We start from the raw sequence: 25,257 nt of genomic DNA on the forward strand, positions 1-25,257 counted from the left end.
CGCGCTTGGTCATCAAGCGCAGTTCACGCGGCGGTCAGGAAGGCTGCCAGCACGCCAGGAAGGAACCTCTCATGTCATACCGACTTGCCATCTTCGACTTTGACGGCACGCTCGCGGACTCCTTTGCCTTCTTCGTTGCGGTGTTCAACCAGGTGGCCGACAAGCACGCCTTCAACCGCATTCGCCCAGAAGAACTGGATGCCTTACGCAGGCTTGGGGCCCGGGAGATCATGTCGCATATCGGCATGCCGCGCTGGAAGCTACCGCTGGTAGCGCGTACCTTCATAAGCCTGATGAAGAAACATCGCGGCTCGATCGCGCTGTTCCAGGGCATCGCCGATACGTTGAGCCAGCTTGATGAGCAGGGGCTGATCCTGGCAGTGGTATCTTCCAACTCCAGGGACAATGTCACGCAAGTGCTGGGCCCCAGCTGTCGCCATATCCGCGCCTTCGAGTGCGGGGCGTCCATTTTCGGCAAGGCATCGCGCTTGCGTCGGCTCATGCGCAAGTTCGGCGTGGCGCCAGAGCAGGTCATCTATATAGGTGACCAACCTACCGATGGTGAAGCCGCAGCGACAGCGGGTATCGCATTTGGCGCGGTTGCCTGGGGCTACGGTACCCCTGAAGCATTCGGCACGCTCCACGGCCATGAGTGGTTTGCCGAGGTGGGCGAATTGCGGCGCCTGGCAACAAGCCCCAAGGCGGCGAGTACGGCAAACCACATGCCGTGAATCACCCTCGGCACGCTGCAAGAATGGCAACGTAATGGCCGACGTGTCCCCTGATATGAAGCGGTTTCGTACGAGACGAAATCGATCACTGGCAAAGGAGTGCATCACCATGAACAACACCAACCAGGCCTTGCTGGGCGCAGGGTTTTTGATTCCTGTCTGGCTCTTGCTTGGCGTATCCCTGACCGCGCTGGGCTATCCGGGCTACAGCCACCTCGACCAGGCGATGAGCCAGTTAGGGGCGGTGGGCGCCCCGACTCATGCGTATTCCGCGTGGGTGAACAATTTCCCTCTGGGGCTGCTGTTCGCGCTTTTCGCGTTGGGTGTGGCGCGCCGTTTCGCCGGTTCGCGCCTGGCCCTGTTCAGCGCTGCGTTGATATTGCTTCACGGCCTGGCCAGTTTCGCCACGGGCCTGTTCGCCTGTGATGAGGGCTGCGTACCGGCACAGCCTTCCATTTCCCAGCACATCCACAATGCGGCAGGCCTGGTCATGTTCCTGTCGTTGACGCTGGCGAGCGCGCTGTGGTGTTGGCTGGGCAAGCAATTGCTCTGCTCGTCGGTGTTCGCAGGCTTCTCTGCGCTTTGTCTGGTCCTGGCAATCGCCACCGTGGCGATGATGGGCAAAGCCATGGCGGACGGGCACGGGTTTGGCTTGTATCAGCGACTCAATTACGGCGTGTCCGTGGTCTGGGTCGCTGCGCTGGCATGGGCTGCGCTGCGTGGCAACCAGACACAGTCCGCAGCGCTGCTCCAGCGGTAGCTGTGAGCGCCTGCCGGCCCTGCATGGACAAGGCAATGGGCTGATGCCGGGGCCGGGCGGTTTGGCACCCTGCCAGTATTGTCTGATCAGCGCACAGGGTTTAGCTTGCAGGGCTCATTTCAAGGAAGATTTGCCAATGAAACGGACCCTGCCGCTGTTATTCGCCTGCGCTCTTTTCCCCCTGCCAGCCTGGTCGGCACTGGAAGTCGGCCAGTTCACCCTGGGCATGCCCAAGCCCCAGACCATGGCCATCCTGCAACAGCAGTTCAGCGAGGTCGAGCAGGTGACGGGCTATCACTATCAGGTACCCACCGAGTTCGTTCAGGGGCGTAACCCGAAGGGTGATTTCAACCTTGGGGGTATTCCCATCACGCAGGTAAAGGCAACCTTCAACGAGACCGACCAGCTTCGTCAGGTGGAGCTGCGCCTGGCCAGCACCGACGAGGCGCAGGTGCAGCAACTGTTGCCGATGGCCCGGCAGGCCAAGCCGGTGCCCAACAGCGGCGGCCGGCTCGAGGCGTTTTCTGCCGACGGTGAACTGGTGTACTGGGTGTCCAGAGACCGGGGCTGGACGGTGGTGACCATCGCTGACCTGGCCAGCTCGGCACAGAACATCAAGGCACGGGCCAAGAGCGATGAACGCTTCGCCCAGCCGAACCGCAAGTTCGACAAGTTGATCGAGACGGCCGAGGCGGCACAAGGGAAGCACTGATCACCAGGCAGGTCGTGTAGGAGCGGCCTTGTGTCGCGAACGGGGCGCGAAGCGGCCCCAGCACTATTTGTCCCGATGCAATTGTCCCGGGGCAGCGCCGCAGCCCGATCGCGACACCAGGCCGCGCCAACAAGACCGCCGCCAGTGCAGCCCTGACAGCAGTGCGAACCCCGCGTCGGTTTCAGGATGCGCCTGGTCGTTCGCACGCAACCCTCCGGCGCCACAAGTGCCATGCTTGCAGGATGCCTCGGACCAGTACGCGCAGACGTACGGCCGCAGGCAAGGAGGCCGCTGGCACCACGCAACCGTGACGTGGCCGGCGCGCCGCAGCAGAACACGCCGGATACCTGCCCATACAAACCTTCAGGCGGGTCCGTGATGCCGAGGTCCGCTGTATGCCTGATGATTTGCTCCACCTGCCCGTGATCCACGACATCCTGGCGCGCGACAAGGATACCCCCGGCGCCCTGTTGCCGATCCTGCATGCCATCCAGCACGCCATCGGCTACGTCCCCGATGCCGCTGTCGGCGAAATTGCTCATGCCCTGAACCTCAGCCTGGCCGAGGTCCGCGGGGTGATCAGCTTCTACCACGATTTCCGTACTACGCCGCCGGCACGCCATACCCTGCGCCTGTGCCGCGCCGAGTCGTGCCAGAGCCGAGGCGCCGAGGCGCTGGCCGCGCAGCTGCGCGAGCAGCTGGCGCTGGACGACCATGGCACCAGTGCCGACGGCGCCATCAGCCTGCGCCCGGTTTATTGTCTGGGGGCCTGCGCCTGCTCGCCGGCCCTGGAGCTGGATGGCCAGGTACATGCGCGCCTCACCCCTGAACGCCTGCGGGCGTTGGTCGACGCCTGCCGGGAGGACGCCGCATGCTGAAGCTCTACATCCCCTGCGATTCGGTAGCCCGTGCGGTGGGTGCCGACCAGGTCGCCGATGCCTTGCAGCGCGAGGCCGAACGCCGCCAGTTGGCGGTAGATATCCAGCGCACCAGCTCACGTGGGCTCTACTGGCTGGAGCCACTGCTGGAGTGCGACAGTGCGCAAGGGCGCCTGGGTTTTGGCCCGCTCAGCGCTGAAGACGTACCGGCCTTGCTCGATGCTTTGGCTGGTGAACCCGCTGGCCACGCGCTGGCGCTGGGGCCGGTCGAACAAATTCCGTATCTCCAGACCCAGCAGCGCCTGTTGTTCGCCCGCGCCGGCATCACCCGGCCACTGTCGCTGGACGATTACCGTGCCCATGGCGGTTTCGCCGGCCTTGAAGCGGCTGTGGCGCTGGGCGGTGCCGATGTGGTCGCCGCCGTGCTCGATTCCGGCTTGCGTGGCCGCGGTGGCGCGGCCTTCCCGGCGGGCATCAAGTGGCGCACCGTGCGTGACGCCGGGGCCGGGCAGAAGTACGTGGTGTGCAACGCCGACGAAGGCGACTCGGGGACCTTCGCCGACCGCATGCTGATGGAAGGCGACCCGTTCCTGCTGATCGAAGGGATGATCATCGCCGGCCTCGCCGTGGGTGCCGACAAGGGCTACATCTACGTGCGCTCGGAATACCCCGACGCGATCCGCGTGCTCGACCAGGCCTTCGCCATCGCCCGGAATGCCGGCTACCTCGGCAGCGACGTGGCCGGCAGCGGCCAGGCCTTCGACCTGGAAGTGCGGGTTGGCGCCGGTGCCTACATCTGCGGTGAAGAAACCGCACTGCTCGAATCCATCGAAGGCAAGCGCGGCATTGTCCGTGCCAAGCCACCGCTGCCTGCGCTGCAAGGCCTGTTCGGCTTGCCGACGCTGGTGCACAACGTACTGACCCTGGCTTCGGTGCCGGTGATCCTGGCCAAGGGCGCGGCGTTCTATCGTGACTTCGGCATGGGCCGCTCGCTGGGCACCATGCCGTTCCAGCTGGCCGGCAACATTCGCCACGGTGGCCTGGTCGAGCGAGCCTTCGGCCTGACCCTGCGCGAGCTGGTGGAAGGCTATGGCGGCGGCACGGCCAGTGGCCGGCCGCTGAAGGCGGCCCAAGTGGGTGGGCCGCTCGGCGCCTGGGTGCCGCCCAGCCATTTCGATACGCCGTTGGACTATGAAGCCTTCGCGGCCATGGGCGCGATGCTCGGCCATGGCGGTGTGGTCGTGGCCGACGACACCCTGAACATGGCCAGCATGGCGCGCTTCGCCCTGCAATTCTGCGCCGAGGAATCCTGCGGCAAGTGCACCCCGTGCCGCATCGGCTCGACCCGCGGCATGGAAGTGGTCGACCGGCTGATCGCCACCAGCGACCTGACCGAGCGCCATGACCAGGCCCTGTTGCTGCGCGACCTGTGCGACACCATGCAGTACGGCTCGCTGTGCGCCATGGGCGGCATGACCGCCTACCCGGTGGCCAGCGCCCTGAAGTACTTCCCCGCCGATTTCGGGCTGACCCACACGGAGGCCGCGCAGTGATCAATTTCTTCGACCCCGCTTCTGATAAAAGCAGCGACCTCGGCACCCCGGCGCGTGACAGCGAGGTGCAGGTCAGCCTGAGCATCGATGGCCGGTCCGTCACCGTGCCCGCCGGCACCTCGGTAATGCGTGCCGCCGCCATGCTTGGCACCAGCATCCCCAAACTGTGCGCCACCGACAGCCTCGAAGCCTTTGGCTCGTGCCGCATGTGCATGGTGGAAATCGAAGGCATGCGCGGCTACCCGGCGTCCTGTACCACGCCGGTCAGCGAAGGCATGGTGGTGCGCACCGAAACCCCACGCCTGGCCGGGCTGCGCCGCAACGTCATGGAGCTGTACATCTCCGACCACCCGCTGGACTGCCTTACCTGTTCCGCCAACGGCAACTGCGAGCTGCAGACCGTGGCCGGCCAGGTGGGCCTGCGCGAGGTGCGCTATGGCTACGACGGTGCCAACCACCTGGCCGAGCAGAAGGACGTATCCAACCCGTATTTCGATTACGAGCCGAGCAAGTGCATTGTCTGCAGCCGCTGCGTGCGCGCCTGCGAGGACATCCAGGGCACCTTCGCCCTGACCATCACCGGCCGCGGCTTCGAATCGCGGGTAGCGGCGGCGGGAGGGGACAACTTCCTCGCCTCCGAATGCGTGTCGTGCGGTGCCTGTGTGCAGGCCTGCCCGACCGCGACCCTGACTGAAAAGAGCCTGGTGCAGCTGGGCCAGCCCGAGCGCGCGGTGATCACCACCTGCGCCTACTGCGGCGTCGGCTGCTCGTTCCGCGCCGAAATGAAAGGCGACCAACTGGTGCGCATGGTGCCGGACAAGAACGGCGGCGCCAACCACGGCCATGCCTGCGTCAAGGGCCGTTTCGCCTGGGGCTACGCCACCCACCCGGACCGCATCACCAAGCCGATGATCCGCAAGCGCCTGGAAGACCCTTGGCAGGAAGTCAGCTGGGACGAGGCGGTCAACTATGCTGCCAGCGAGTTCCGCCGCATCCAGCTCAAGTACGGGCGCGACTCGATTGGCGGCATCACCTCCAGCCGTTGCACCAACGAAGAAGCCTACCTGGTACAGAAACTGGTACGCACCGCGTTCGGCAACAACAACGTCGATACCTGCGCGCGGGTGTGCCATTCGCCCACCGGCTATGGCCTCAAGCAAACCCTGGGTGAGTCTGCCGGTACGCAAAGCTTCGATTCGGTGATGCAGGCCGACGTGGTGCTGGTGATCGGCGCCAACCCCACCGACGCGCACCCGGTGTTCGGTTCGCAGCTCAAGCGCCGCCTGCGCCAGGGCGCGCGGCTGATCGTGATCGACCCACGCCGCATCGACCTGGTCGATTCGCCGCATGCCCGCGCCGAGCTGCACCTGCAGCTGCGCCCGGGCACCAACGTGGCCATGCTCAATGCCCTGGCCCACGTGATCGTCACGGAAGGCCTGCTGGCTCAGGACTTCATCGACGCGCGCTGCGAGACCGCGGAATTCACCCGCTGGCGCGACTTTGTCAGCCTGGCGGACAACGCCCCCGAAGTGCTCGGCCCGGTCTGTGGCGTGCCGGCCGACCAGATCCGCGCTGCCGCCCGGCTCTACGCCACTGGCGGCAACGCAGCCATCTACTACGGCCTGGGCGTGACCGAGCACAGCCAGGGCAGTACCGCAGTGATGGGCATCGCCAACCTGGCCATGGCCACCGGCAACATCGGCCGAGAAGGGGTAGGGGTGAACCCGCTGCGCGGGCAGAACAACGTGCAGGGTTCCTGCGACATGGGCTCGTTCCCGCACGAACTGCCCGGCTACCGGCACATTTCCAACGAGGGCGTACGCGCCGAGTTCGAGCGTGCCTGGGGTGTGACCCTGCAGCCTGACCCGGGCCTGCGTATCCCCAACATGTTCGAGGCGGCGCTGGACGGCAGTTTCAAGGCGCTGTACTGCCAGGGCGAGGACATTGCCCAGAGCGACCCCAACACCCAGCACGTCACTGCGGCCTTGCTGGCCATGGAGTGCGTGGTGGTGCAGGACATCTTCCTCAACGAAACCGCCAAGTTTGCCCATGTGTTCCTGCCGGGCAGCTCGTTCCTGGAAAAGGACGGCACCTTTACCAACGCCGAGCGGCGCATATCGCGCGTGCGCAAGGTCATGGAGCCGCTGGCCGGCAAGGCCGACTGGGAGGCGACCATTGCCCTGGCCAACGCCCTGGGCTACCCGATGCACTACCGCCACCCGTCCGAGATCATGGACGAGATCGCCCGCCTGACGCCGACCTTCCACCGCGTCAGCTATGCCGAGATCGACCGCCACGGCAGCCTGCAGTGGCCGTGCAACGACGCCGCGCCTGACGGCACGCCGACCATGCACATCGACCAGTTCGTGCGCGGCAAGGGTCGCTTCATGCTCACCGGCTACGTCGCCACCGACGAGAAGGTCAACAACCGCTACCCGCTGTTGCTGACCACTGGGCGCATCCTCAGCCAGTACAACGTCGGCGCCCAGACCCGACGCACCGCCAACGTCGCCTGGCATGACGCCGACCGCCTGGAAATCCACCCGACCGACGCCGAAAGCCGGGGTATCCACGACGGTGACTGGGTCGGCATCGGCAGCCGTGCCGGGCAGACCGTGCTGCGCGCCAAGGTCAGTACGCGGGTGGCGCCGGGGGTGGTGTACACCACGTTCCACTTCCCCGAATCGGGGGCCAACGTGATCACCACCGACAACTCCGACTGGGCCACCAACTGCCCTGAGTACAAGGTGACGGCGGTGGAAGTGGTGAAGGTGTTCCAGCCTTCGCAGTGGCAGAAGCGTTACCAGGACTTCAGTGAGGAACAGCAGCGGTTGCTGCAGGAGCGCCGTAGCGCAGAGAAGGCCGAGGTGCGCCGATGAGTGCCGACAGCCTGGTCAAGATGGCCAACCAGATTGCCCACTACTTCGACAGCGAGCCGGACCACACGCTGGCGGTGCAAGGGGTCCGCAACCACCTGCAGAGCTTCTGGACGCCGGCGATGCGCCGGCAATTGGCGGAATGGAGTGAGGCCCACCCGGGGGAGGGGCTTGACCCGAAGGTGCGGGAGGCGTTGAGCTAGCCACCGGGGCTGCTCTGCAGCCCGTCGCCGGCAAGCCAGCTGCTACAGTTACCGCGTCGATTGTAGGCGCGGATTTATCCGCGAAACAGGCGACGCGGTGGCTGGCACCGGCTGTGCCGGTGATCGCGGCTGAAGCCGCTCCTACAGGGATAGCGCCAACTGTAGGAGCGGATTTATCCGCGAAACAGGCGGCGCGGTGGCTGGCACCGGCTATGCCGGTGATCGCGGCTGAAGCCGCTCCTACAGGGGCAGCGTCAACTGTAGGAGCGGATTTATCCGCGAAGCAGGCGACGCGATGGCTGGCACCGGCTGTGCCGGTGATCGCGGCTGAAGCCGCTCCTACAGGGATAGCGCCAACTGTAGGCGCGGATTTATCCGCGAAACAGGCGACGCGGTGGCTGGCACCGGCTATGCCGGATCGCGGCTGAAGCCGCTCCTACAGGTGCAGCGTCAACTGTAGGCGCGGATTTTTCCGCGAAGCGGGCAGTGAGCTGCAAATGACGTGAGGCCACTGCAGTCGCTGTGGGTGCTGGCTTACCGGCGATAGGGCCCCGACAGGCTGGATTCAGCCGCGGGCCAGTTCCGCCAGGTGGGCAATGGCCTCTTCGCTCTTGAGCACCAGCACATCTCCCACCAGCGCATCCAGCACCACCTCCGAGGTATTGCCGATCAACGCCCCGGAAATCCCCGTGCGGCACACCGTACCGATCACCGTCACCACCGCGTCGAGCTTCTGCTCGGTATGTGGGATCAGCACATCCGCCGGCCCTTCGGCCACGTGCAAGCGCTCCTCGCTGATGTCGTACTCGGCCTGGAACGCCTTGCACGCCTCGCGATAACGCTTTTCGATGGTATCGCTCAACTGGTAGACCGGGTCCGACGCCGACAGCATCGGCGATGGATGGGCGCTGATCACATGCAGCTCGCCCTTGGCCAGCTCGGCAATCCCGAAGCCATGGTCGATGATGCTTGCATGCAGGTGCCGGTGGTCTTCATCCTGGTTGCCCACGTCGACGGCGGCGAGGATCTTGCCGCCGGTCCACGGCCGTTCGCTCTTGACCATCAGCACGGCGCTCGGGCACTGGCGCAGCAGCTTCCAGTCGCTGGGGGTGAGCAGGGCCTTTTTCAGCGGGTTGTCCGGGCGGTGTTCCTTGATCACCAGCTCACAGCCTTCGGCCTGCTGCACATCGATGATCGACTCGTGCAAGGTGTCATGCCAGGCCTGCTCATGGGTGACCTTGTCGTAGCCGTCATCGTGCAGCTGGCTGCTCAGCAGGCTCAGCAGTGCGCTATGGTCATGCTTCTTGTCGCACATCAGCAGGTGCAGGCGCGCGCCAGTGAGGCTGGCAATCAGCTTGGCCCGGGTCAGGGCCCGGCTGTGGGCATGCGCGGGGTCGAGGACGACGAGGATGCTGCGGACGGCTTGCATGGGCGTTAGCTCCGTTCAAAGGTGGCGACCAATGCCTGACTATAGTCGGCGCTTCCCCCACAGGCGCTTGATACACATCAAGCATAGTCACTGGCGTCGCCCGTCGCCGCCGGTATAATCGCCAACCCTGCCTGGCCTTGTGGTTGCACGCTCATGTCCCTGATCCCCGAAATCGACGCCTTTCTTGGTTGCCCGACGCCAGATGCCTGGATCGCAGCGGCGCTGGCCGACCAGGAAACCCTGCTGATCGACCACAAGAATTGCGAATTCAAGGCCGCCAGCACCGCGTTGAGCCTGATCGCCAAGTACAACACGCACCTCGACCTGATCAACATGATGTCGCGCCTGGCCCGCGAGGAACTGGTGCACCACGAGCAGGTGCTGCGCCTGATGAAACGCCGTGGTGTGCCGCTGCGCCCGGTGTCGGCGGGGCGCTATGCGTCGGGCCTGCGGCGCCTGGTGCGTGCCCACGAGCCGGTCAAGCTGGTGGATACGCTGGTGGTGGGAGCGTTCATCGAGGCGCGCAGTTGCGAGCGTTTTGCCGCGCTGGTGCCGCACCTGGACGAGGAACTGGGCCGTTTCTACCACGGCCTGCTGAAAAGCGAAGCGCGCCACTACCAGGGCTACCTGAAACTGGCGCATCACTACGGCGATGCGGCGGACATCGCCCGCCGGGTAGAACTGGTCCGTGCAGCGGAAGTCGAGCTGATCCAGTCACCGGATCAGGAACTGCGCTTCCACAGTGGTATCCCGCTGGCGCAGGCCGCCTGATCGCACCAGGCGGCCACGGCGTCAGTGACGCCGGCCCAGCAGCAGGCCGACCAGCAGGCCCAGGCCTGCGGAAACCGCCACGGTCTGCCACGGGTGGCCACCGATGTAGTCCTCGGTGGCCTCCACCACCGGTTGCGCCCTGTCGCGCATCCTGTTGGCAGCCTGGCGCGCCTGACGCAGTTTCAACTGCACCTGCGCACGCAAGGTTTCCGCCTCGTCACCTACCAGGGCAGCGCTGTCGTTCAGCAGCCGTTCCGATTCCTCGATCAGCGCCTGCAGTTCGCTGAATACCTGGTCCTTGATTTGATCGCTGTCGGCCGGTGCGGCAGGTTTGCGGGCCATGAACTCGTCCTCGTCGATGGTTGTTGGAGCAATGGATACCGCTGCGCCAGAAAAGTTGCTTCGGCGTGCGGTCTGGGTGTTGGTGTAAGATAGCCGCCATTTACCAGCAAGCGGGTGATTCATGAGTTTCAATCTGGCCAACATGAGCTTCGAGGAACGGGCACAGATCGAGGCAGAGAAGGCTCGGCTGTTCGAGCTGTGGCAGAACAACCTGGGCAAGGCCAAGGGCGAAGCGGCGCGGCTGATCGCCGAAAAGCCGCGGCGCAAGGGTAAGTGGGCCGAGTGGGTGCGTGCCGAGCTGGATGGCATGTCGCCGCCGGAATACGCCAACATGGTGCGCAGCGAAGTCAACAAACTGATGGCTGCCGCCAGCGCCAACCGTTGAGCCCCTTGCCTGGCGGCTACCAGTAGCCGCCGCTGGGCAGGTCCAGCTTGCCCTCGTCGGTAAAGCGCACGGTCCCCAGCGGCCCACCGGCCAGCTTGCCGCGTAATCTGTAAGGCAGGCCCTGCAGTGCGTTCACCTGGCCCAACCCATAGGCCTGGCGCAGGAACGCGAATGCCGTGATGCTCACCGGCACCACGATCACCGCTTCGGCATAGCGGCCAATGTGCCCTTGCTGGTCACTGACGCCAGCGGCCAGCGGTTGGCCGTTCACCTCCAGGTTCAAGGCAATGCCGTTGTAGTCGATCGGCGTTTCATTAGGGTTTTGCACGCGCATTTTCACGGCCATGCGCAGCTCCAGTTCCTGCCCGGGCAGCGGCTCGATGCCGATCACGCTGATATTGACCGGGTCGCGTGGCTGGAACAGGGCACAAGCCCCTGGGCCGCAGGCCAGCAGCAGGATCAGCAACAGGCGGGTGTAGCGATAAAGACGGGCAGTCATGGGCGGACGACCTTGCCGGAGTGAGCGGTGGGTCAGTGTGGCAAATGCGCGACGGCGTTGAAAGTGGCGGTGCAGATGGAAGATACTGTTTCTCATTAACGTCCGCTAATTCCTCCTACTGGCCGTAACTGATCCCATGCTGACCTCACCCGTGTCGGGCCTGTTGACGAGTTTCCAGGAACACTACGACGACCTGCTGCAGTTCTTGACCCGGCGCATGAGCGACCGCCAGCGCGCGGCCGACGTGGCGCAGGAAACCTACCTCAAGCTGGTGAACATCGACCAGCAGGCGGTACCGGTGCTGCACGCGCGCCGCTTCATCTTCCGTGTGGCCGGCAACCTGGCAATCGATGCCTTGCGGCGCGAACAGCGCATTGCCGCCAGCCACGAGCACAGCGAGGGCGCCGACGAGGTGGCCTGCCCGGGGCCAGCGCCGGAGGCGGCGTTGCTGGCCCGGGAGCGTTTGCAGATCCTCGACCAGGCGCTGCTGCAGCTGTCCGACAACGCTCGTCAGGCGCTGTTGCTCAACCGCATCGAGGGCCTGACCCAGGCGCAGGTGGCACAACGGCTGGGCGTTTCCGAAAGCATGGTGGCCAAGTATATCGGCCAGGCCCTGCGCCATTGCCGCGACCGCCTCAAGCAGGCGGGGCTGGCTGCGGCGCTGGTGCTGGCCGTTGCCGTGGCGGGTTGGCAGCAGGCACCGGTGCTGCTGGCGGATTACCACACCGGGGTAGGGCAGCGGCAGGTCATCAGCCTGGCCGACGGCTCGCGGGTGACGCTGAACAGCGCCAGTGCCCTGCGCGTGGTGTTCAATGAGCATGAGCGGCGCGTGGTACTGGAGGCCGGGGAGGCCTTGTTCGAGACCACGGACGATGCACGGCCGTTTGTGGTCGATAGCGCAGGCGAGCGCGTGCAGGGCAGCGCGGCCACCTTCAGCGTGCGCCGTGATGGCCATGTGGTGCTGGCGCGAGGCGCAGCCAAGGTCGGCGAGCATGCACTGCCCGTCGCAGCCGATGCCGGCGCGCAGATGGCCTGGCAGCGCGGCAAGCTGATCTTCAACGGCAGGCCGCTGGGGCAGGTGCTGGCGGAGCTGGAGCGCTACCGGCATGGGCGGATCGTGTTGTCGGACAGCAAGCTGGCGGCGCTGGAGGTCAGCGGGGTGTTCGACCTGGATGAGCCGCAAGCGCTGTTGCAGACCCTGGAGCAGCGCTATGGCTTGCGGGTCACCTACTTGCCCTGGCTGGCCGTGGTTTATTGATCCGTCGATACCGGCCTTTTCGCGGCTGCAGCCGCTCCTGCAGAGGCGGCATGGCCATGCGGACCTGTGCGGTACTGGTGGGAGCGGGTTCAGCCGCGAAGCGCTCGGCACGGGCAGAATGAAAATTTTTTTCATTTGCCACTGCAAGTTCCGGGAGGCCAGATCGTCGTAGGGGGACTGATCAGCAACTCATTCTCATTTACGACTTGTCTGGAAGCTCACCCGTGCCTCTGATGTTCAAGCCCATGTTCCGCCGCCGCGTTCCTCTTCACCATGCCCTGGTCTCCTGCAGTGCCCTGGCCATGCTGCTCGGCCCACTGCAGGCTGGCGCCGCGAGCGCTGCCGAACAGGCCCAGGTCCAGGCGCGCCAGGTCCAGCTGGACTTGCCAGCGCAACCTTTGGATCAGGCCCTGACCAGCTTCGCCGACCAGGCCGATTTGCACCTGCTGTACACCACCAGCGACGTCGCCGGGCAGGCCAGCCCAGCCTTGCAGGGGAGTTACAGCGTCGCGCAGGCCCTGCAGCAACTGCTGGCCGGCAGCGGCATGCGCTGGCAGTTCAGCGATGCCCGCACAGTCACCCTGCACAAGGCCGAAAGCGCTCCGCAGGCCGTCAACCTCAAGCCGATCGAAGTCAGCGTGGCCTCGCGCACCAGCACCGCGATCAGCGAAATCCCCGGCACCGTCTGGGTCGTCGACCAGCAGCAACTGCGCGAGCAGATCGACAGCGGCGTCAGCTTGAAGGAAGCCATCGGCAAACTGGTGCCAGGCCTCGACCTGGCGCCAGAAGGGCGCACCAACTATGGCCAGAACATGCGCGGGCGCAACGTACTGGTAATGATCGACGGGGTCAGCCAGAACAGCTCGCGCGGCCTGTCGCGCCAGTTCGACAGCATTTCGCCGTTCAACGTCGAGCGGGTCGAGGTGTTGTCCGGAGCCAGCGCCATCTACGGCGGCGGCGCCACTGGCGGCATCATCAACATCGTGACCAAGAAGGGTGAACCGGGCCCGGCACGCTTCGAGACCCAGCTTGGCGCCAGCAGCGGCTTCAACAACAGCGACGACCTGTCCACCCGTATCGCCCAGTCGATCAGTGGCGGCAACGAGCGGGTCAACGCCCGCCTGGGGATCTCCGGCGAGCAGAACGAAGCCTTCTATGACGGCGCGGGCGAGCAGATCTTCATCGACAACACCCAGACCGACCTGCAGTACAACCGCACTGTCGACGTGCTCGGTACCCTCGGGCTGCAACTGAATGACCAGCAGAGCCTCGACCTGCTGGCCCAGTACTATGACTCGGGTAACCATGGCAGTACCGGTATCTACTTCCCCAACCTCAACTACAACGCCCCGTCCGACCTCGAAGACGCCGAGTTGCGCAGTGGCTACTCGTCGGGCCTGGAGCCGCGTACCCGGCGCCTGCTGCTCAACGCCAACTACCACCACAGCGACGTGCTGGGCCAGGATTTCTACCTGCAGGCCTCGTACCGCAAGGAAAACGACAACTTCTACCCGTTCCCGTACTACAACCGCGCCAATCCCACGGGCTCGCGCGGGGTGTACTTTGCCGCCTCGCAGCAGAACTTCGAGGTCACCAGCCTCAAGGGCCTGTTCGCCAAGCAGTGGGACACGCTGAAGCTGACGTATGGTGTCGATCTGGACCATGAGCGTTTCAATGCCCAGCAGACCACCTTCAACGCCCAGGCTTCTTCCGAGTCGGGCGGCCTGGAGCTGGACAAGGACAGCAAGGCCGCGCGCTACCCCAGCTATCAGGTCGACGGAGTATCGATCTACGCCCAGCTGGACTGGCATGTCAGCGACAACCTGACCCTGTCCGGCGGCGCCCGGCGCCAGCAGATGGACGTGGACGTCAGCGACTTCAAGGGTGTGCCGGGCGGCAGCAACGACTACCAGGTCAACCTGTTCAACGTTGGAGCCATCTACGACTTCAAGAACGGTCACCAGGTGTGGACCAACTACGGCGAAGGCTTCGACCTGCCCGACCCGGCCAAGTACTACGGCAAGCCTGGCCTGAGTGTCGCCGACAACCCGCTGGCCGGTATCAAGAGCCGCCAGGTGGAGCTGGGCTGGCGCTATGCCGACCTGGACTGGGATGCCCAGGCGGCGCTGTACTACATCTGGTCGGACAAGATCATCAACGTCGATTCGCAGACCCTGACCATCGATGTGGAAGAGCAGAAGAGCCGTGACTTCGGTTTCGAAGGTGCACTGACCCGTCACTTCCAGAGCGGCTGGGAAACCGGCGGCACGTTGCACCTGACCCGTTCCGAACAAGAGGATGCCGATGGCGACTGGATCAAGCGGGATGCCCGCTATGCCTCGCTGTCCAAGGCCACCGCGTTCGTCGGCTGGAAGGGTGACGGCCGGACGGCGCGCTTGCAGGCCAACCACGCGTTCAGCTTGAAGGACGATGCCGACCACGAGATCGACGGCTACACCACCTTCGACCTGCTGGGTAGCCAGGACACCGGCTTCGGCACCTTCAGCGCCGGCATCCAGAACCTGCTGGACAAGCAGTACAGCACGGTCTGGGGGCAGCGCGCGACGCTGTTCTATTCACCGACCTACGGGCCAGCGTACCTGTATGGCTACCAGGGGCGTGGGCGCACCTACACCCTGACCTGGAGCATGGCTTACTAACCCTGTCCCAGGGTGGAATTGCCCCTGGCAGGAGCGGCCTTGTGTCGCGATGGGCCGCAAAGCGGCCCCGGCCACAGCTGTGGTGGCTGAAATCGTGGGGGTGCTTCGCACCCCTTTCGCGACGCAAGGCCGCTCCTACCGGTACAGCGTCAACCCGAAGCCGGCGCGGTTCACACCTGTAGGAGCGGATTTATCCGCGATGCAGGCGCTGCGGTGGATGGCACCGGCTGTGCCGGTGATCGCGGCCGAAGCCGTGCCTACAGGAACCGCGTCAACCCGAAGCCGGCGCGGTTCACACCTGTAGGAGCGGATTTATCCGCGATGCAGGCGCTGCGGTGGATGGCACCGGCTGCGCCGGTGATCGCGGCCGAAGCCGCTCCAACAGATTCCGCGCCAGGGCCATACCTGGGGGCAAGCCCGCGATACGGCCGGTTCAGGCAAACGCCGCCAGCAAATCCTGCGCAAATGCCTGCTGTGCCTCGCCAACCCCCTGCGCCCGATGCCGGGCCAGGGTAAACGGCACGACGAAATCCAGCCGCGGATCCAACGCCCATAACAGCCCCTCGGCCTCCCAGGTCTGCGCGTAATGACGGGGCAGGTAACCGATGTGCCGCCCCGACAGGACAAACGTCAGCACGCTCTCGATCTGTTCTGCGACCGCCATGCTGCGCCGGCTCTGGAACGGCTCGCCGCCCTTGAGAAACCGGTACGGATGGCGCACCTGGTCCATTTCCAGCAAGCGCTCGTGCGTCACCCCCGTTACGCCGAACAGCACATGCCCGGCGCCGCAATACAGCCGCTGCCGCTCCTCGAACAGCGGCTGGTAATCGAACGCCGCCTGGTTACCGGAGAAATAGCTGATGGCGTAGTCCAGCCGCTGCTCCAGCAACAGCCGCTCCAGCTCCGCCGGCGGCGCACTGATCAGCTCCAGCTGCACCGCCTCGGCACGCCGGCGAAACGCCGCGATGGCCGCTGCCAGGCGCAGGTTCACCGCCTTGTCCTGATTCTCTGCCATGCCGACCCGAACCGTCCCCAACAGCCGCCCGGCAACGCCATTGGCCTGCTGGCGGAAGCGCTCGATGTCCAGCAGCAGGTCACGCGTGGCGTCCAGCAGTAACGCGCCTTTTTCGGTCAGGGCAAAACCGCCCTTGCCCCGGCTGCACAGGCGGTAGCCCAAGCGCGTTTCCAGCTGCGCCATGCGCTGGCTGATGGTGGGCTGGCTCAGGCCCAGCACGCCCTGGGCGGCACTGAAGCCACCGGCCTCGGCTACAGTGACGAACAGCCGCAGCAGGTGCAGGTCGAGGTCGTGCAGTTGTCCGAGCATTACATTGCTCCTGATGAATGTCAGCTTTGCAAACTTGCCATTCCTGCAATGTAACCCGGCTGGCATGCTCGCGGCATCCACCCACTTGCCGAGGTGTCCGCCATGCATCGCTCGTTATGCCTGCTGTCTCTGCTCCTGGCCTTGCCACTGCAGGCCGAGGAAAAGGTTGTCAATCTGTACAGCTGGGCCGACTACGTCGCCCCGCAAACCCTGCAGCGTTTCGAGCAGGAAACCGGCTACAAGGTGCGCTACGACACCTTCGACACCACCGAGGTGCTGGAAACCAAGCTGCTGACCGGTGGCAGTGGCTACGACGTGGTGGTGCCGTCTTCCAGCGTACTGGCCCGGGCGCTGAGGGCCAATGCCTTGCAGCCGCTCGACGCCCAGGCCATGCCCGGCTATGCCAACCTCGACCCGGACCTGCTGGCCAAGCTCGCCGAAGCCGACCCCGGCAACCGCCATGCCGTGCCCTACACCTGGGGCACCCTAGGCCTGGGGGTGAATGTCGAAGCGGTACGCCAGCGCCTGGGCGATGTGCCGCTGGACAGCCTTGACCTGTTGTTCAAGCCCGAGTACGCCAGCCGCCTCAAGGACTGTGGCATCGCCATGCCCGACTCGCCGCAGGAAGTGATCGGCGTCGCCCTGAACTACCTGGGCAAGGACCCCTACAGCCAAAGCAAGGGCGACTTGGCGGCGGCGCAACAGCTGTTGAGCCAGTTGCAGCCTTCGATCAGCTACGTGGCCAATGGCCGGCAGATCAGCGACCTGGCGAACGGCAGCGTGTGCCTGGCATTGACCTACAACGGCGATGCAGCGATGGCCGCCGACCAGGCGCGCCGCGCCGGCAAGCCGTTCGAGCTGATCTACCGCATCCCCCGCGAGGGGACGCTGGTCTGGCAGGACAACCTGGTCATCCCCAGGGACGCCCCGCACCCCGAAGCGGCGCGGGCGTTCATTGCCTTCATGCTCAAGCCCGAGTCGGTCGCCGCGCTGACCAATACGCTGTTCTTCGCCAACGCCAACCAGGCAGCCACGCCGCTGGTGGACGAAGCCGTGCGCAATGACCCGGACATCTACCCGCCGCAGGCGGTACGCCAGCGGCTATATGCCGACCGCAGCATGGCCCTGGCCGACCTGCGCCAGCGCAACCGCCTGTGGACCGCCTTCCGCAGCCGCCAGTAACCGATGATGAACAGGAGCCTGACCGTGGAGCACGCTGCAAACAATGACCAGGCCATGACCCGCGACAGCCTGTACGGCACCGCCGCGGAAAGTACCTACGCCGGTATCACCAGTTTTTCCCGCCGCCGCTACAGCCGTGACCTGCGTGGCGTCGATGTGGTCGTCAGCGGGGTGCCGTTCGATACGGCTACCAGCAACCGCCCCGGCGCGCGCTTCGGCCCGCGGGCGATCCGCGCCGCCTCGGTGCAGCAGGCCTGGGCCCGGCATTGGCCGTGGGCGTTCGATCCGTTCGATCACCTGGCGGTGATCGATTACGGCGATTGCGCCTTCGACAGCGGCACGCCGCAATCGGTACCGGACAGCATCGAGGCGCATGCGGCGCATATCCTGGAGGCGGGCTGCGCCATGCTCACCCTGGGCGGCGACCATTTCATCAGCTACCCGCTGCTCAAGGCCCACGCGCGGCGCCACGGCCCGCTGGCGCTGATCCACTTCGATGCGCACAGCGACACCTGGCCGGACGAGGAGGGCCAGCGCATCGACCACGGCACCATGTTCTGGCACGCCGCCCGCGAAGGCCTGGTGGACCCGGCCTGTTCGGTACAGATTGGCCTGCGCACCACCAATGACGACAGCCAGGGCTTTGCCATCCTTGATGCCCGCCAGGTGCACCGCCAGGGCAGCGAGGCGGTGATCGCGGCGATTCGCCAGCGGGTGGGCGAACGACCGGTGTACCTGACCTTCGATATCGACTGCCTCGACCCGGCCTATGCGCCCGGTACTGGCACGCCGGTGTGCGGCGGGCTGAGCACGCTGCAGGCGCTGGAGATCCTCGGTGGCTTGCGCGGTATCAACCTGATCGGCATGGACCTGGTGGAGGTGGCACCGGCCTATGACCACGCCGACATCACCGCGCTGGCCGGGGCGACCCTGGCGATGGAGATGCTGTGCCTGTATGCCGCACGGCACAAGGTGCAGGCCCCGTAATCTGCGCCGAGGCGAACGGTTCCCCTGTAGGAGCGGCCTTGTGTCGCGAAGGGCTGCGCAGCAGCCCCCGAAGCCATACTGAAACATCAGGAATCATCTCCACCCGCATTCACACTTTTGCCGCGAACCCTTCGCGCCGTAGGCTATCAAAGCCACCAGGCGCGGCTTTTTCGTACAGGAGGTGAAGCATGACCCCAACCTTGCCCATCCTGGCACTCGGCCTGGCGCTGTCCCTGTCCGCGCATGCCGCAGCCGAGCCACCGGTGCAAATCGCCGCCAGCAACAACAACCCCTACAACAGCCCGATCCAGCGCGCCAACCCCAACAGCCGCCAGGGCAGCATGCCGGCCACGCCGCCGCTGCGTGGCCCGTCCACCGAGCCTTACCCGCGCCCACCCACGCTGGATAATCGTGGCATTGGCAACGGCGACAACCTGCGTCGCCAGCAACAGACCCCGAACCTGGAACCCACCCGGCCGCCCCGCGACAACCCGCGCGCGCCGTGAGCCAAGTACGCAAAGGAATCCTGCATGCGCCAAGTAACCTGGCTTGTCAGCGTCATTGCCGCCGCACTGCTGCCGCTGTTGGCGCAGGCGGCGGCCGAACAGCAGTTGCGCAGTGAAGAAGGCAGCTTGACCGTCAATACCGTAGCCGATGGCCTGCGCCACCCGTGGGCCCTGGCGTTTCTGCCGGGCGGCAAGGACATGCTGGTCACCGAGCGTGCCGGCAACCTGCGGCTGGTCAACGCCGAAGGCAAGGTCGGCGCACCGATCAGCGGCGTGCCCAAGGTCTGGGCCGAGGGCCAGGGCGGCCTGTTGGATGTGGTGCTGTCCCCGGACTTCGCCAAGGACCGCACCGTCTACCTGTCCTATGCCGAGGAAGGCAGTGATGGCAAGGCTGGTACTGCAGTGGGCCGTGGTCAGTTGTCCAGCGACCGTGCCCGGCTGGAAAATTTCACCGTGATCTTCCGCCAGCAGCCCAAGCTGTCGGTCGGCAACCACTTCGGCTCGCGCCTGGTGTTCGACCGCGACGGCTACCTGTTCATCACCCTCGGCGAGAACAACCAGCGCCCGACCGCCCAGGACCTGGACAAGCTGCAAGGCAAGATCGTGCGCATCCTGCCAGACGGTGAGGTGCCCAGGGACAACCCCTTCGTTGGCCGGGACAATGTGCGGCCAGAGATCTGGTCGTATGGCCACCGCAATCCGCAAGGCGCCGCGCTCAACCCCTGGACCGGCAAGCTCTGGACCCACGAGCACGGCCCGCGTGGCGGCGACGAGATCAACATCCCCAAGCCTGGCAAGAACTACGGTTGGCCGCTGGCGACCCATGGCATCAACTATTCGTTGCTGCCTATTCCCGAGGCCGAGGGCAAGCACGTGGACGGAATGGTCGACCCACAGCATGTCTGGGAGCAGTCGCCGGGGGTCAGCGGCATGGCGTTCTACGACAGCCCGACGTTCAAGGCGTGGGACCACAACCTGTTCATTGGTGCGCTGGCCACCCAGGAGCTGATCCGTCTGCAGCTGGATGGCGACAAGGTAGTGCATGAAGAGCGGCTGCTGGGTGAGCTGAAGGCGCGTATCCGCGATGTACGGGTGGGGCCGGACGGCTACCTGTATGTACTGACCGATGACAAGGATGGTGCGCTGCTCAAGGTAGGCTTGGGCGACGCTTGATCACCACTGCTGTACCCGGCCCCTGTGGGAGCGGGCGTGCCCGCGAAGCAGGCGCCGCGGTGGATGGCACGGGCTTCGCCCGTGTTCGCGGGCACGCCCGCTCCCACAGGGATCGCGGCAGCCTTTTGAATTCAGATAAGACCGTTGTTTCCACAAGGTCCGCGGTATGTCAGCCGTGTAGAATGCCGCATGGCTATCGATCCCCACTCCCTCTACCAGCAGGCCCTGACCACCCAGGGCTATGTCGCCGACCCGGCCCAGGCCCGTGCCGTCGAGGCTTTGCAGGCCTGCTTCCAGGCTGTCGAACAAGGCCGCGCCAGCCTCGGCATCTACCTCTGGGGCCCGGTCGGCCGTGGCAAGACCTGGCTGATGGACCAGTTTCACCGGTGCCTGCAGGTTCCCAGTCGGCGCCAGCACTTCCACCATTTCATGGCCTGGGTCCACCAGCGCCTGTTCCTGCTCAACGGCACCGCAGACCCGCTGCTGGCGCTGGCCAGGGAGCTGGCCGCGCAGATCCGCGTGCTGTGTTTCGACGAGCTGTTCGTCAGCGACATTGGCGATGCAATCATTCTCGGCCGCCTGTTCCAGGTGCTGTTCGACCAGGGTGTGGTCCTTGTCGCCACCTCCAACCAGCCACCCGAGCAGCTTTACCGCGACGGCTTCAACCGTGAGCGTTTCCTGCCCGCCATCGCCGCCATCCAGCGGCACATGCAGGTACTGCCGGTAGCCGGCGAGCAGGACCATCGCCTGCACCCCGGTGCCGCCCGCCAGCGTTACTGGGTGGCGCAGGCGGGGCAGGCCAGCCCGTTGGCTGAAGTGTTCCGCCAACTCAGCCCGAGCGACGCGGGCGATGATCAGCCCTTGGCCCTGGGGGCCAGGCAGGTGCAGGTGGTGCGGCGCAGCCAGCAGGCTATCTGGTGCCGCTTCAGCGACCTGTGCGAACAGCCGCTGGCAGCCATGGAATTCATGGCCTTGTGCGACCGTTTCCCGGCCATCCTGGTATCGGGCGTTCCGGCGCTCGGCGGTGAACAGCGGGCCGGGCGCATCGCCCGTGGCACCGAGGATGGCGCGCAGCGGGTGGCGGCGGGTGAGCGCGAATTGCCAGCGCTGTCACCCAAGGATGATGCGGTGCGCCGCTTCATCGCCCTGGTCGACGAATGCTACGACCGCCGGGTGGCGTTGTACCTGGAAGCGCAGGTGCCGCTCGATGCCCTCTACACTCAAGGGTATCTGGCGTTCCCGTACCAACGGACCCTGAGCCGGCTACGGGAGATGCAACTGCAACGCTTCGCCTGAAAAGGAGGGTAGCCATGGAGCCGTTGTCGCATTACCTGCTGACCCAGGCCTACAACAATGGCTGGGCCAACCACCGCCTGTACAAGGCCTGCCTGCAACTGACCCAGGATGAATTCGTCGCCCCGCGCTGCAGCTTTTTCCCGTCGATCAAGGCCACCCTCAACCACCTGCTGACGGTGGACTGGTTCTACCTGCACATGCTCGAGTGCGAGCAACGTGGGGAGTTGCCCGACGCCGATGGCGAGCGCTTCTTCGAGCCGGAACAGCCGTTTGCCACCTGTACCGACCTGCAGGCCGAGCAGGCCCAGGCCGATCACCGGCTGATCACCTATTGTCGTGGCTTGCGAGATGACGAACTGGGGCGCTATGTGAACATCGTGCGGCCCGACCGGGTGCAGCGCGAGCAACGCTTGCGCCTGCTGGCACACCTGTTCGAGCACCAGGTGCATCACCGCGGGCAGGTGCATGCGATGCTCAGCGACACGGCAATCCGGCCGCCGCAGCTGGACGAGTTTTTCTGCGAGGAAGAGGCTGGCTTGCGGGCAAGTGATTTTGCCGAACTGGGCTGGACCGAGGCGCAAATCTGGAAAGGTTAGGGGGCCGCTTTGCGGCCCTTCGCGGGCAGGCAGAGCAGCCCCTCGACTACCGGCTCATTTGTCCAGCCACTCGACCAGCGTCCGGTTGAACCGCACCGGCTCTTCGATCTGCGGCGCATGGCCCATGCCTTCGAAGGTGATCAGCTCGCCCCTGGGCATCAGCTTGGCCACCTGCGGCCCCAGCACGGCGTACTTGCCCAGCCTGGCCTTCACCTCCGGCGGCGCGATATCACTGCCGATGGCCGTGCTGTCCTGGTCGCCGATCAGCAGCAGGGTCGGCATCTGCAGGTCCTTGAACTCGTAATACACCGGCTGGGTGAAGATCATGTCGTAGATCAGTGCCGAGTTCCACGCCACCGCTTCATGTCCTGGCCCCTTGTTGAGGCCGACCAGCATCTGTACCCAGCGCTCGTACTCCGGCTTCCAGCGCCCGGCGTAGTAGGTCTTGCGCTCATATTCGCGCACGCCGTCGGCATCCAGCTTGAGCTCACGGGCATACCACTGGTCAACCGTGCGGTAGGGCACGCCCAGCGCTTTCCAGTCTTCCAGGCCGATAGGGTTGACCAGCGCCAGGCGTTGCACCTGTTGCGGGTACATCAGCGCGTAGCGGGTGGCGAGCATGCCGCCGGTGGAATGGCCAAGCACTATGGCCTGCTTCACGCCCAACTGTTCGAGCAGGGCATGGGTGTTGCTCGCCAGTTGCTGGAAGCTGTACTGGTAATGCGTCGGCTTGCTGGCGCTGCAGAAGCCGACCTGGTCGGGGGCGATAACCCGGTAGCCGGCCTTGCTCAGGGCGTCGATGGTGGTTTCCCAGGTGGCGGCGCAGAAGTTCTTGCCGTGCATCAGCACCACGCTGCGGCCGTTGGCCTGGCCTTGGGCAGGCACGTCCATGTATCCCATCTGCAAGGCCTGGCCCTGGGACTGGAAATCGAAATGCCTGAGTGGGTACGGGTAGCTGAAGCCTTCGAGCTGGGGGCCGTAGGTGGGCGACTCGGCGGCGATGGCCGGGCTGCCGGCAAGGCAGGCCAGGGCCAGGGCGGTTGCGCGCAGCATGGGGGCACTCCGTGTAGGGCCAGGTAGGAAGAGGCGACTGTAACAGTCGATGGACCACACGGAGCGCGAAAGGTGTTACCAGGCATGAAACCTGTCAGGCTGGTTTTTCGCCAGTTGTATCAGTGCCGGCGCGGGTGGCCGGCATCAGTAGTTGGCGACCACGGTGTCCTGGCCATCCTGGGTCACGCCGATGACCTGGTAGGCATCCTTGTGGTCACCCATTTCCATGCCCGGCGAGCCCATCGGCATGCCCGGCACGGCCAGGCCCTTGAGGTCGTTGCGCTTGGCCAGCAGGCGTACCTGCTCGGCCGGCACGTGGCCTTCGACGAACTTGCCGTCGATCACCCCGGTATGGCAGGACGCCAGCCGTGGCGCCACACCCAGGCGTTGCTTGACCGCGCTCATGTTCGGCTCGACGTGATCGTTGACGGTGAAGCCGTTGTCGCGCAGGTGGCTGATCCAGGCTTTGCAGCAGCCGCAATTGGGGTCGCGGTACACGTCGATGGTCTCGGCGGCCTGGGCCAGGCCGGTGACGGCCAGCAGGCCCAGGGTCAGCAGGTGTTTGCGCAGCATGGTGAAGCACTCCTTCCAGCGGTAGGTCTGCCGCCAAGTGTAAGCGGCTTGCAGGATGTTCGCCCCTGGCAGCTGTCAGGCAGCTGAGACGCACATTACAGGATTGTCAGCTGGCCACCTCGTCACTGCCAAGGTCGCGCATCAGCAGGGCGTAGTCGAGGGCCACCTGCTCGGGGATCGGCAGGTACACCACATGGCCATCACCTGGCGCCACCTCGATCGGCTGCTGCTGGCGGTTGCACAAGCGGTGCAGGTCGAAGTGGTAGTTGCCGCGCGGCGTCATCAGCTCCAGGTGGTCGCCCACCGCGAAGCGGTTTTTCACCCGGACTTCGGCCAGGCCATCGACACGCGCCCCGGTCAGCTCACCGACGAACTGCTGGCGCTCGGATACCGAGTTGCCGCGCTGGTAGTTCTGGTATTCGTCGTGCACATGGCGGCGCAGGAAGCCCTCGGTGTAGCCACGTTGTGCCAGCGATTCGAGGTTGTCCATCAGCGCGCGGTCGAATGGCCGCCCGGCCACCGCGTCGTCGATGGCCTGGCGGTATGCCTGCACGGCACGCGCGCAGTAGAAATGCGACTTGGTACGGCCCTCGATTTTCAGCGAATGCACGCCGATACCGGTCAGGCGGGCGACATGCTGGATGGCACGCAGGTCCTTGGCATTCATGATGTAGGTGCCGTGTTCGTCCTCGAACGCAGGCATTTCGCTGCCGGGGCGGTTGCTCTCCCGGAGCAGGAACAGCTGGTCGGTCGGTGCACCCAGGCCCAGTGTCGGTTGTACTTCGCGCACGATGTCGCCGGTCGCATTTTCGGTGGCGGGCGTGGCGTCGTACTTCCAGCGGCAGGCGTTGGTGCAGGTGCCCTGGTTGGCATCGCGCTTGTTGAGGTAGCCCGACAGCAGGCAACGCCCGGAATAGGCCATGCACAGGGCCCCATGGACGAACACCTCCAGCTCCATGTCCGGCACTTGCTGGCGGATTTCCTCGATTTCTTCGAGCGACAGCTCGCGCGACAGGATTACCCGGCTCAGGCCCAGCTGTTGCCAGAACTGCACGCTGGCCCAGTTGACCGTATTGGCCTGCACCGACAGGTGCACCGGCATCTGCGGGAAATGCTGGCGTACCAGCATGATCAGGCCTGGGTCGGACATGATCAGCGCATCCGGCGCCATCTCGATCACCGGTGCCAGGTCCTTGAGAAAGGTCTTCAGCTTGGCATTGTGCGGGGCGATGTTGACCACCACGTAGAAGCGCTTGCCCAGGGCATGCGCTTCCTGGATGCCCAGCGCCAGGTTGGCATGGTCGAACTCGTTGTTGCGCACCCGCAAGCTGTAGCGCGGCTGGCCGGCGTAGACCGCGTCGGCGCCATAGGCAAAGGCGTAGCGCATGGTCTTGAGGGTGCCGGCGGGGGCCAGCAGTTCGGGCTTGGCGGTAGGGTTCATGTGCGCACCGGGGCAAAAGGCGCGGATGCTAGTGCTGGCAGACCCTGTGTGCATTGATCTGCATCAAGG

Annotated in this window: 24 protein-coding genes; 17 read left to right on the plus strand and 7 right to left on the minus strand. The window is 65.3% G+C overall.

The features are described 5' to 3' along the window. Nucleotides 1-5 precede the first annotated feature (5 nt). The 7 genes from HG549_RS08780 to HG549_RS08810 all read left to right on the plus strand — a co-directional run bounded on the left by HG549_RS08780 (nucleotide 6) and on the right by HG549_RS08810 (nucleotide 7,713). Complete coding sequence (locus tag HG549_RS08780; RefSeq protein WP_256666089.1) at nucleotides 6-731, plus strand: HAD hydrolase-like protein; 726 nt, start codon at nucleotides 6-8, stop codon at nucleotides 729-731. A gap of 109 nt (nucleotides 732-840) precedes the next feature. Then, on the plus strand, nucleotides 841-1,491 hold the full coding sequence (locus HG549_RS08785; protein WP_170029129.1) for a DUF998 domain-containing protein: 651 nt from the start codon (nucleotides 841-843) through the stop codon (nucleotides 1,489-1,491). A gap of 136 nt (nucleotides 1,492-1,627) precedes the next feature. Continuing rightward, nucleotides 1,628-2,203 carry a hypothetical protein gene (locus HG549_RS08790; RefSeq protein ID WP_170029130.1) on the plus strand — a complete coding sequence of 192 codons (576 nt, stop codon included), beginning with the start codon at nucleotides 1,628-1,630 and terminating at the stop codon, nucleotides 2,201-2,203. Nucleotides 2,204-2,598: 395 nt separating this feature from the next. Continuing rightward, nucleotides 2,599-3,081 (plus strand): formate dehydrogenase subunit gamma, encoded by a 483-nt coding sequence (locus tag HG549_RS08795; protein ID WP_170029131.1) that lies wholly within the window; start codon nucleotides 2,599-2,601, stop codon nucleotides 3,079-3,081. Next, nucleotides 3,075-4,634 (plus strand): NADH-quinone oxidoreductase subunit NuoF, encoded by a 1,560-nt coding sequence (locus HG549_RS08800; protein WP_170029132.1) that lies wholly within the window; start codon nucleotides 3,075-3,077, stop codon nucleotides 4,632-4,634. Before HG549_RS08795 ends, HG549_RS08800 begins: the two co-directional genes overlap by 7 nt. Continuing rightward, on the plus strand, nucleotides 4,631-7,513 hold the full coding sequence (gene fdhF / locus HG549_RS08805) for a formate dehydrogenase subunit alpha (protein ID WP_170029133.1): 2,883 nt from the start codon (nucleotides 4,631-4,633) through the stop codon (nucleotides 7,511-7,513). The genes HG549_RS08800 and fdhF overlap by 4 nt, the downstream gene beginning before the upstream one ends. Further along, the gene (locus tag HG549_RS08810; RefSeq protein ID WP_170029134.1) at nucleotides 7,510-7,713 is read left to right on the plus strand and encodes a formate dehydrogenase subunit delta; all 204 of its coding nucleotides are present in this window, start codon (nucleotides 7,510-7,512) and stop codon (nucleotides 7,711-7,713) included. Before fdhF ends, HG549_RS08810 begins: the two co-directional genes overlap by 4 nt. 565 nt (nucleotides 7,714-8,278) lie before the next feature. Here HG549_RS08810 and HG549_RS08815 read toward each other — a convergent pair. Next, the gene (locus tag HG549_RS08815) at nucleotides 8,279-9,142 is read right to left on the minus strand and encodes a universal stress protein (RefSeq protein ID WP_170029135.1); all 864 of its coding nucleotides are present in this window, start codon (nucleotides 9,140-9,142) and stop codon (nucleotides 8,279-8,281) included. A gap of 153 nt (nucleotides 9,143-9,295) precedes the next feature. Here HG549_RS08815 and HG549_RS08820 point away from each other — a divergent pair, with 153 nt between their 5' ends. Next, nucleotides 9,296-9,913 carry a tRNA-(ms[2]io[6]A)-hydroxylase gene (locus tag HG549_RS08820; protein WP_170029136.1) on the plus strand — a complete coding sequence of 206 codons (618 nt, stop codon included), beginning with the start codon at nucleotides 9,296-9,298 and terminating at the stop codon, nucleotides 9,911-9,913. A 21-nt stretch (nucleotides 9,914-9,934) separates the two neighbouring features. Here HG549_RS08820 and HG549_RS08825 read toward each other — a convergent pair whose 3' ends face one another. After that, nucleotides 9,935-10,255, minus strand: coding sequence for a YqjD family protein (locus HG549_RS08825; protein ID WP_170029137.1), 321 nt, complete (start codon nucleotides 10,253-10,255; stop codon nucleotides 9,935-9,937). 121 nt (nucleotides 10,256-10,376) lie between these two features. Here HG549_RS08825 and HG549_RS08830 point away from each other — a divergent pair, with 121 nt between their 5' ends. Next, on the plus strand, nucleotides 10,377-10,640 hold the full coding sequence (locus HG549_RS08830) for a hypothetical protein (RefSeq protein WP_025338356.1): 264 nt from the start codon (nucleotides 10,377-10,379) through the stop codon (nucleotides 10,638-10,640). Nucleotides 10,641-10,656: 16 nt separating this feature from the next. Here the strand turns inward: HG549_RS08830 and HG549_RS08835 are convergent, their stop codons facing one another. Then, entirely contained in the window at nucleotides 10,657-11,139 is a 483-nt protein-coding gene (locus HG549_RS08835; protein WP_170029138.1) for an LEA type 2 family protein, read from the minus strand. A gap of 136 nt (nucleotides 11,140-11,275) precedes the next feature. On the opposite strand from HG549_RS08835, the gene HG549_RS08840 reads away from it, so the two are divergent. After that, nucleotides 11,276-12,397, plus strand: a complete 1,122-nt coding sequence (locus tag HG549_RS08840; RefSeq protein ID WP_170029139.1) for a sigma-70 family RNA polymerase sigma factor — start codon at nucleotides 11,276-11,278, stop codon at nucleotides 12,395-12,397. A gap of 233 nt (nucleotides 12,398-12,630) precedes the next feature. Further along, nucleotides 12,631-15,057, plus strand: coding sequence for a TonB-dependent receptor (locus HG549_RS08845; protein WP_170034108.1), 2,427 nt, complete (start codon nucleotides 12,631-12,633; stop codon nucleotides 15,055-15,057). A 433-nt stretch (nucleotides 15,058-15,490) separates the two neighbouring features. Here the strand turns inward: HG549_RS08845 and HG549_RS08850 are convergent, their stop codons facing one another. Further along, a complete protein-coding gene (locus tag HG549_RS08850; protein WP_170029140.1) occupies nucleotides 15,491-16,381 on the minus strand; it encodes a LysR family transcriptional regulator in 891 nt (296 codons plus the stop codon). Between the two features lie 102 nt (nucleotides 16,382-16,483). Between HG549_RS08850 and HG549_RS08855 the strand changes: the two genes are divergently transcribed. The 6 genes from HG549_RS08855 to HG549_RS08880 all read left to right on the plus strand — a co-directional run bounded on the left by HG549_RS08855 (nucleotide 16,484) and on the right by HG549_RS08880 (nucleotide 22,121). Then, nucleotides 16,484-17,563, plus strand: coding sequence for a polyamine ABC transporter substrate-binding protein (locus HG549_RS08855; protein WP_170029141.1), 1,080 nt, complete (start codon nucleotides 16,484-16,486; stop codon nucleotides 17,561-17,563). Between the two features lie 24 nt (nucleotides 17,564-17,587). Next, nucleotides 17,588-18,550 carry an agmatinase gene (speB, locus tag HG549_RS08860; protein ID WP_170029142.1) on the plus strand — a complete coding sequence of 321 codons (963 nt, stop codon included), beginning with the start codon at nucleotides 17,588-17,590 and terminating at the stop codon, nucleotides 18,548-18,550. Nucleotides 18,551-18,738: 188 nt separating this feature from the next. Next, nucleotides 18,739-19,056, plus strand: coding sequence for a hypothetical protein (locus HG549_RS08865; protein ID WP_170029143.1), 318 nt, complete (start codon nucleotides 18,739-18,741; stop codon nucleotides 19,054-19,056). A 24-nt stretch (nucleotides 19,057-19,080) separates the two neighbouring features. Next, nucleotides 19,081-20,229: a PQQ-dependent sugar dehydrogenase gene (locus HG549_RS08870; protein WP_170029144.1), complete on the plus strand. Its 1,149-nt coding sequence runs from the start codon at nucleotides 19,081-19,083 to the stop codon at nucleotides 20,227-20,229. Nucleotides 20,230-20,418: 189 nt separating this feature from the next. Beyond that, on the plus strand, nucleotides 20,419-21,525 hold the full coding sequence (zapE, locus tag HG549_RS08875) for a cell division protein ZapE (RefSeq protein WP_170029145.1): 1,107 nt from the start codon (nucleotides 20,419-20,421) through the stop codon (nucleotides 21,523-21,525). Nucleotides 21,526-21,539: 14 nt separating this feature from the next. Beyond that, the gene (locus tag HG549_RS08880) at nucleotides 21,540-22,121 is read left to right on the plus strand and encodes a DinB family protein (protein ID WP_170029146.1); all 582 of its coding nucleotides are present in this window, start codon (nucleotides 21,540-21,542) and stop codon (nucleotides 22,119-22,121) included. A 54-nt stretch (nucleotides 22,122-22,175) separates the two neighbouring features. On the opposite strand, the gene HG549_RS08885 is transcribed toward HG549_RS08880, so the two are convergent. The 3 genes from HG549_RS08885 to yegQ form a co-directional block, all read right to left on the minus strand. Then, nucleotides 22,176-23,174, minus strand: coding sequence for an alpha/beta fold hydrolase (locus tag HG549_RS08885; RefSeq protein ID WP_170029147.1), 999 nt, complete (start codon nucleotides 23,172-23,174; stop codon nucleotides 22,176-22,178). A 144-nt stretch (nucleotides 23,175-23,318) separates the two neighbouring features. Next, nucleotides 23,319-23,747: a DUF411 domain-containing protein gene (locus HG549_RS08890; protein ID WP_170029148.1), complete on the minus strand. Its 429-nt coding sequence runs from the start codon at nucleotides 23,745-23,747 to the stop codon at nucleotides 23,319-23,321. Nucleotides 23,748-23,853: 106 nt separating this feature from the next. Next, nucleotides 23,854-25,188 carry a tRNA 5-hydroxyuridine modification protein YegQ gene (gene yegQ / locus HG549_RS08895; protein WP_170029149.1) on the minus strand — a complete coding sequence of 445 codons (1,335 nt, stop codon included), beginning with the start codon at nucleotides 25,186-25,188 and terminating at the stop codon, nucleotides 23,854-23,856. Nucleotides 25,189-25,257: the final 69 nt, after the last annotated feature.

Origin of the sequence: Pseudomonas sp. SK (genome assembly GCF_012975065.1) — a bacterium.
GTDB classification, from domain to species: domain Bacteria; phylum Pseudomonadota; class Gammaproteobacteria; order Pseudomonadales; family Pseudomonadaceae; genus Aquipseudomonas; species Aquipseudomonas anuradhapurensis.

Bases quoted from the DNA above. Each gene is read 5' to 3' on its own strand.
- HG549_RS08815 (WP_170029135.1), bottom strand. From the start codon at position 9,142: ATGCAAGCCGTCCGCAGCATCCTCGTCGTCCTCGACCCCGCGCATGCC.
- HG549_RS08855 (WP_170029141.1), top strand. From the start codon at position 16,484: ATGCATCGCTCGTTATGCCTGCTGTCTCTGCTCCTGGCCTTGCCACTG.
- zapE (WP_170029145.1), top strand. From the start codon at position 20,419: ATGGCTATCGATCCCCACTCCCTCTACCAGCAGGCCCTGACCACCCAG.
- HG549_RS08870 (WP_170029144.1), top strand. From the start codon at position 19,081: ATGCGCCAAGTAACCTGGCTTGTCAGCGTCATTGCCGCCGCACTGCTG.
- HG549_RS08790 (WP_170029130.1), top strand. From the start codon at position 1,628: ATGAAACGGACCCTGCCGCTGTTATTCGCCTGCGCTCTTTTCCCCCTG.
- HG549_RS08840 (WP_170029139.1), top strand. From the start codon at position 11,276: ATGCTGACCTCACCCGTGTCGGGCCTGTTGACGAGTTTCCAGGAACAC.
- HG549_RS08850 (WP_170029140.1), bottom strand. From the start codon at position 16,381: ATGCTCGGACAACTGCACGACCTCGACCTGCACCTGCTGCGGCTGTTC.
- HG549_RS08865 (WP_170029143.1), top strand. From the start codon at position 18,739: ATGACCCCAACCTTGCCCATCCTGGCACTCGGCCTGGCGCTGTCCCTG.
- HG549_RS08880 (WP_170029146.1), top strand. From the start codon at position 21,540: ATGGAGCCGTTGTCGCATTACCTGCTGACCCAGGCCTACAACAATGGC.
- HG549_RS08820 (WP_170029136.1), top strand. From the start codon at position 9,296: ATGTCCCTGATCCCCGAAATCGACGCCTTTCTTGGTTGCCCGACGCCA.
- HG549_RS08890 (WP_170029148.1), bottom strand. From the start codon at position 23,747: ATGCTGCGCAAACACCTGCTGACCCTGGGCCTGCTGGCCGTCACCGGC.
- yegQ (WP_170029149.1), bottom strand. From the start codon at position 25,188: ATGAACCCTACCGCCAAGCCCGAACTGCTGGCCCCCGCCGGCACCCTC.
- HG549_RS08825 (WP_170029137.1), bottom strand. From the start codon at position 10,255: ATGGCCCGCAAACCTGCCGCACCGGCCGACAGCGATCAAATCAAGGAC.
- HG549_RS08830 (WP_025338356.1), top strand. From the start codon at position 10,377: ATGAGTTTCAATCTGGCCAACATGAGCTTCGAGGAACGGGCACAGATC.
- HG549_RS08800 (WP_170029132.1), top strand. From the start codon at position 3,075: ATGCTGAAGCTCTACATCCCCTGCGATTCGGTAGCCCGTGCGGTGGGT.
- HG549_RS08795 (WP_170029131.1), top strand. From the start codon at position 2,599: ATGCCTGATGATTTGCTCCACCTGCCCGTGATCCACGACATCCTGGCG.
- HG549_RS08810 (WP_170029134.1), top strand. From the start codon at position 7,510: ATGAGTGCCGACAGCCTGGTCAAGATGGCCAACCAGATTGCCCACTAC.
- HG549_RS08835 (WP_170029138.1), bottom strand. From the start codon at position 11,139: ATGACTGCCCGTCTTTATCGCTACACCCGCCTGTTGCTGATCCTGCTG.
- HG549_RS08785 (WP_170029129.1), top strand. From the start codon at position 841: ATGAACAACACCAACCAGGCCTTGCTGGGCGCAGGGTTTTTGATTCCT.
- HG549_RS08845 (WP_170034108.1), top strand. From the start codon at position 12,631: ATGTTCAAGCCCATGTTCCGCCGCCGCGTTCCTCTTCACCATGCCCTG.
- HG549_RS08885 (WP_170029147.1), bottom strand. From the start codon at position 23,174: ATGCTGCGCGCAACCGCCCTGGCCCTGGCCTGCCTTGCCGGCAGCCCG.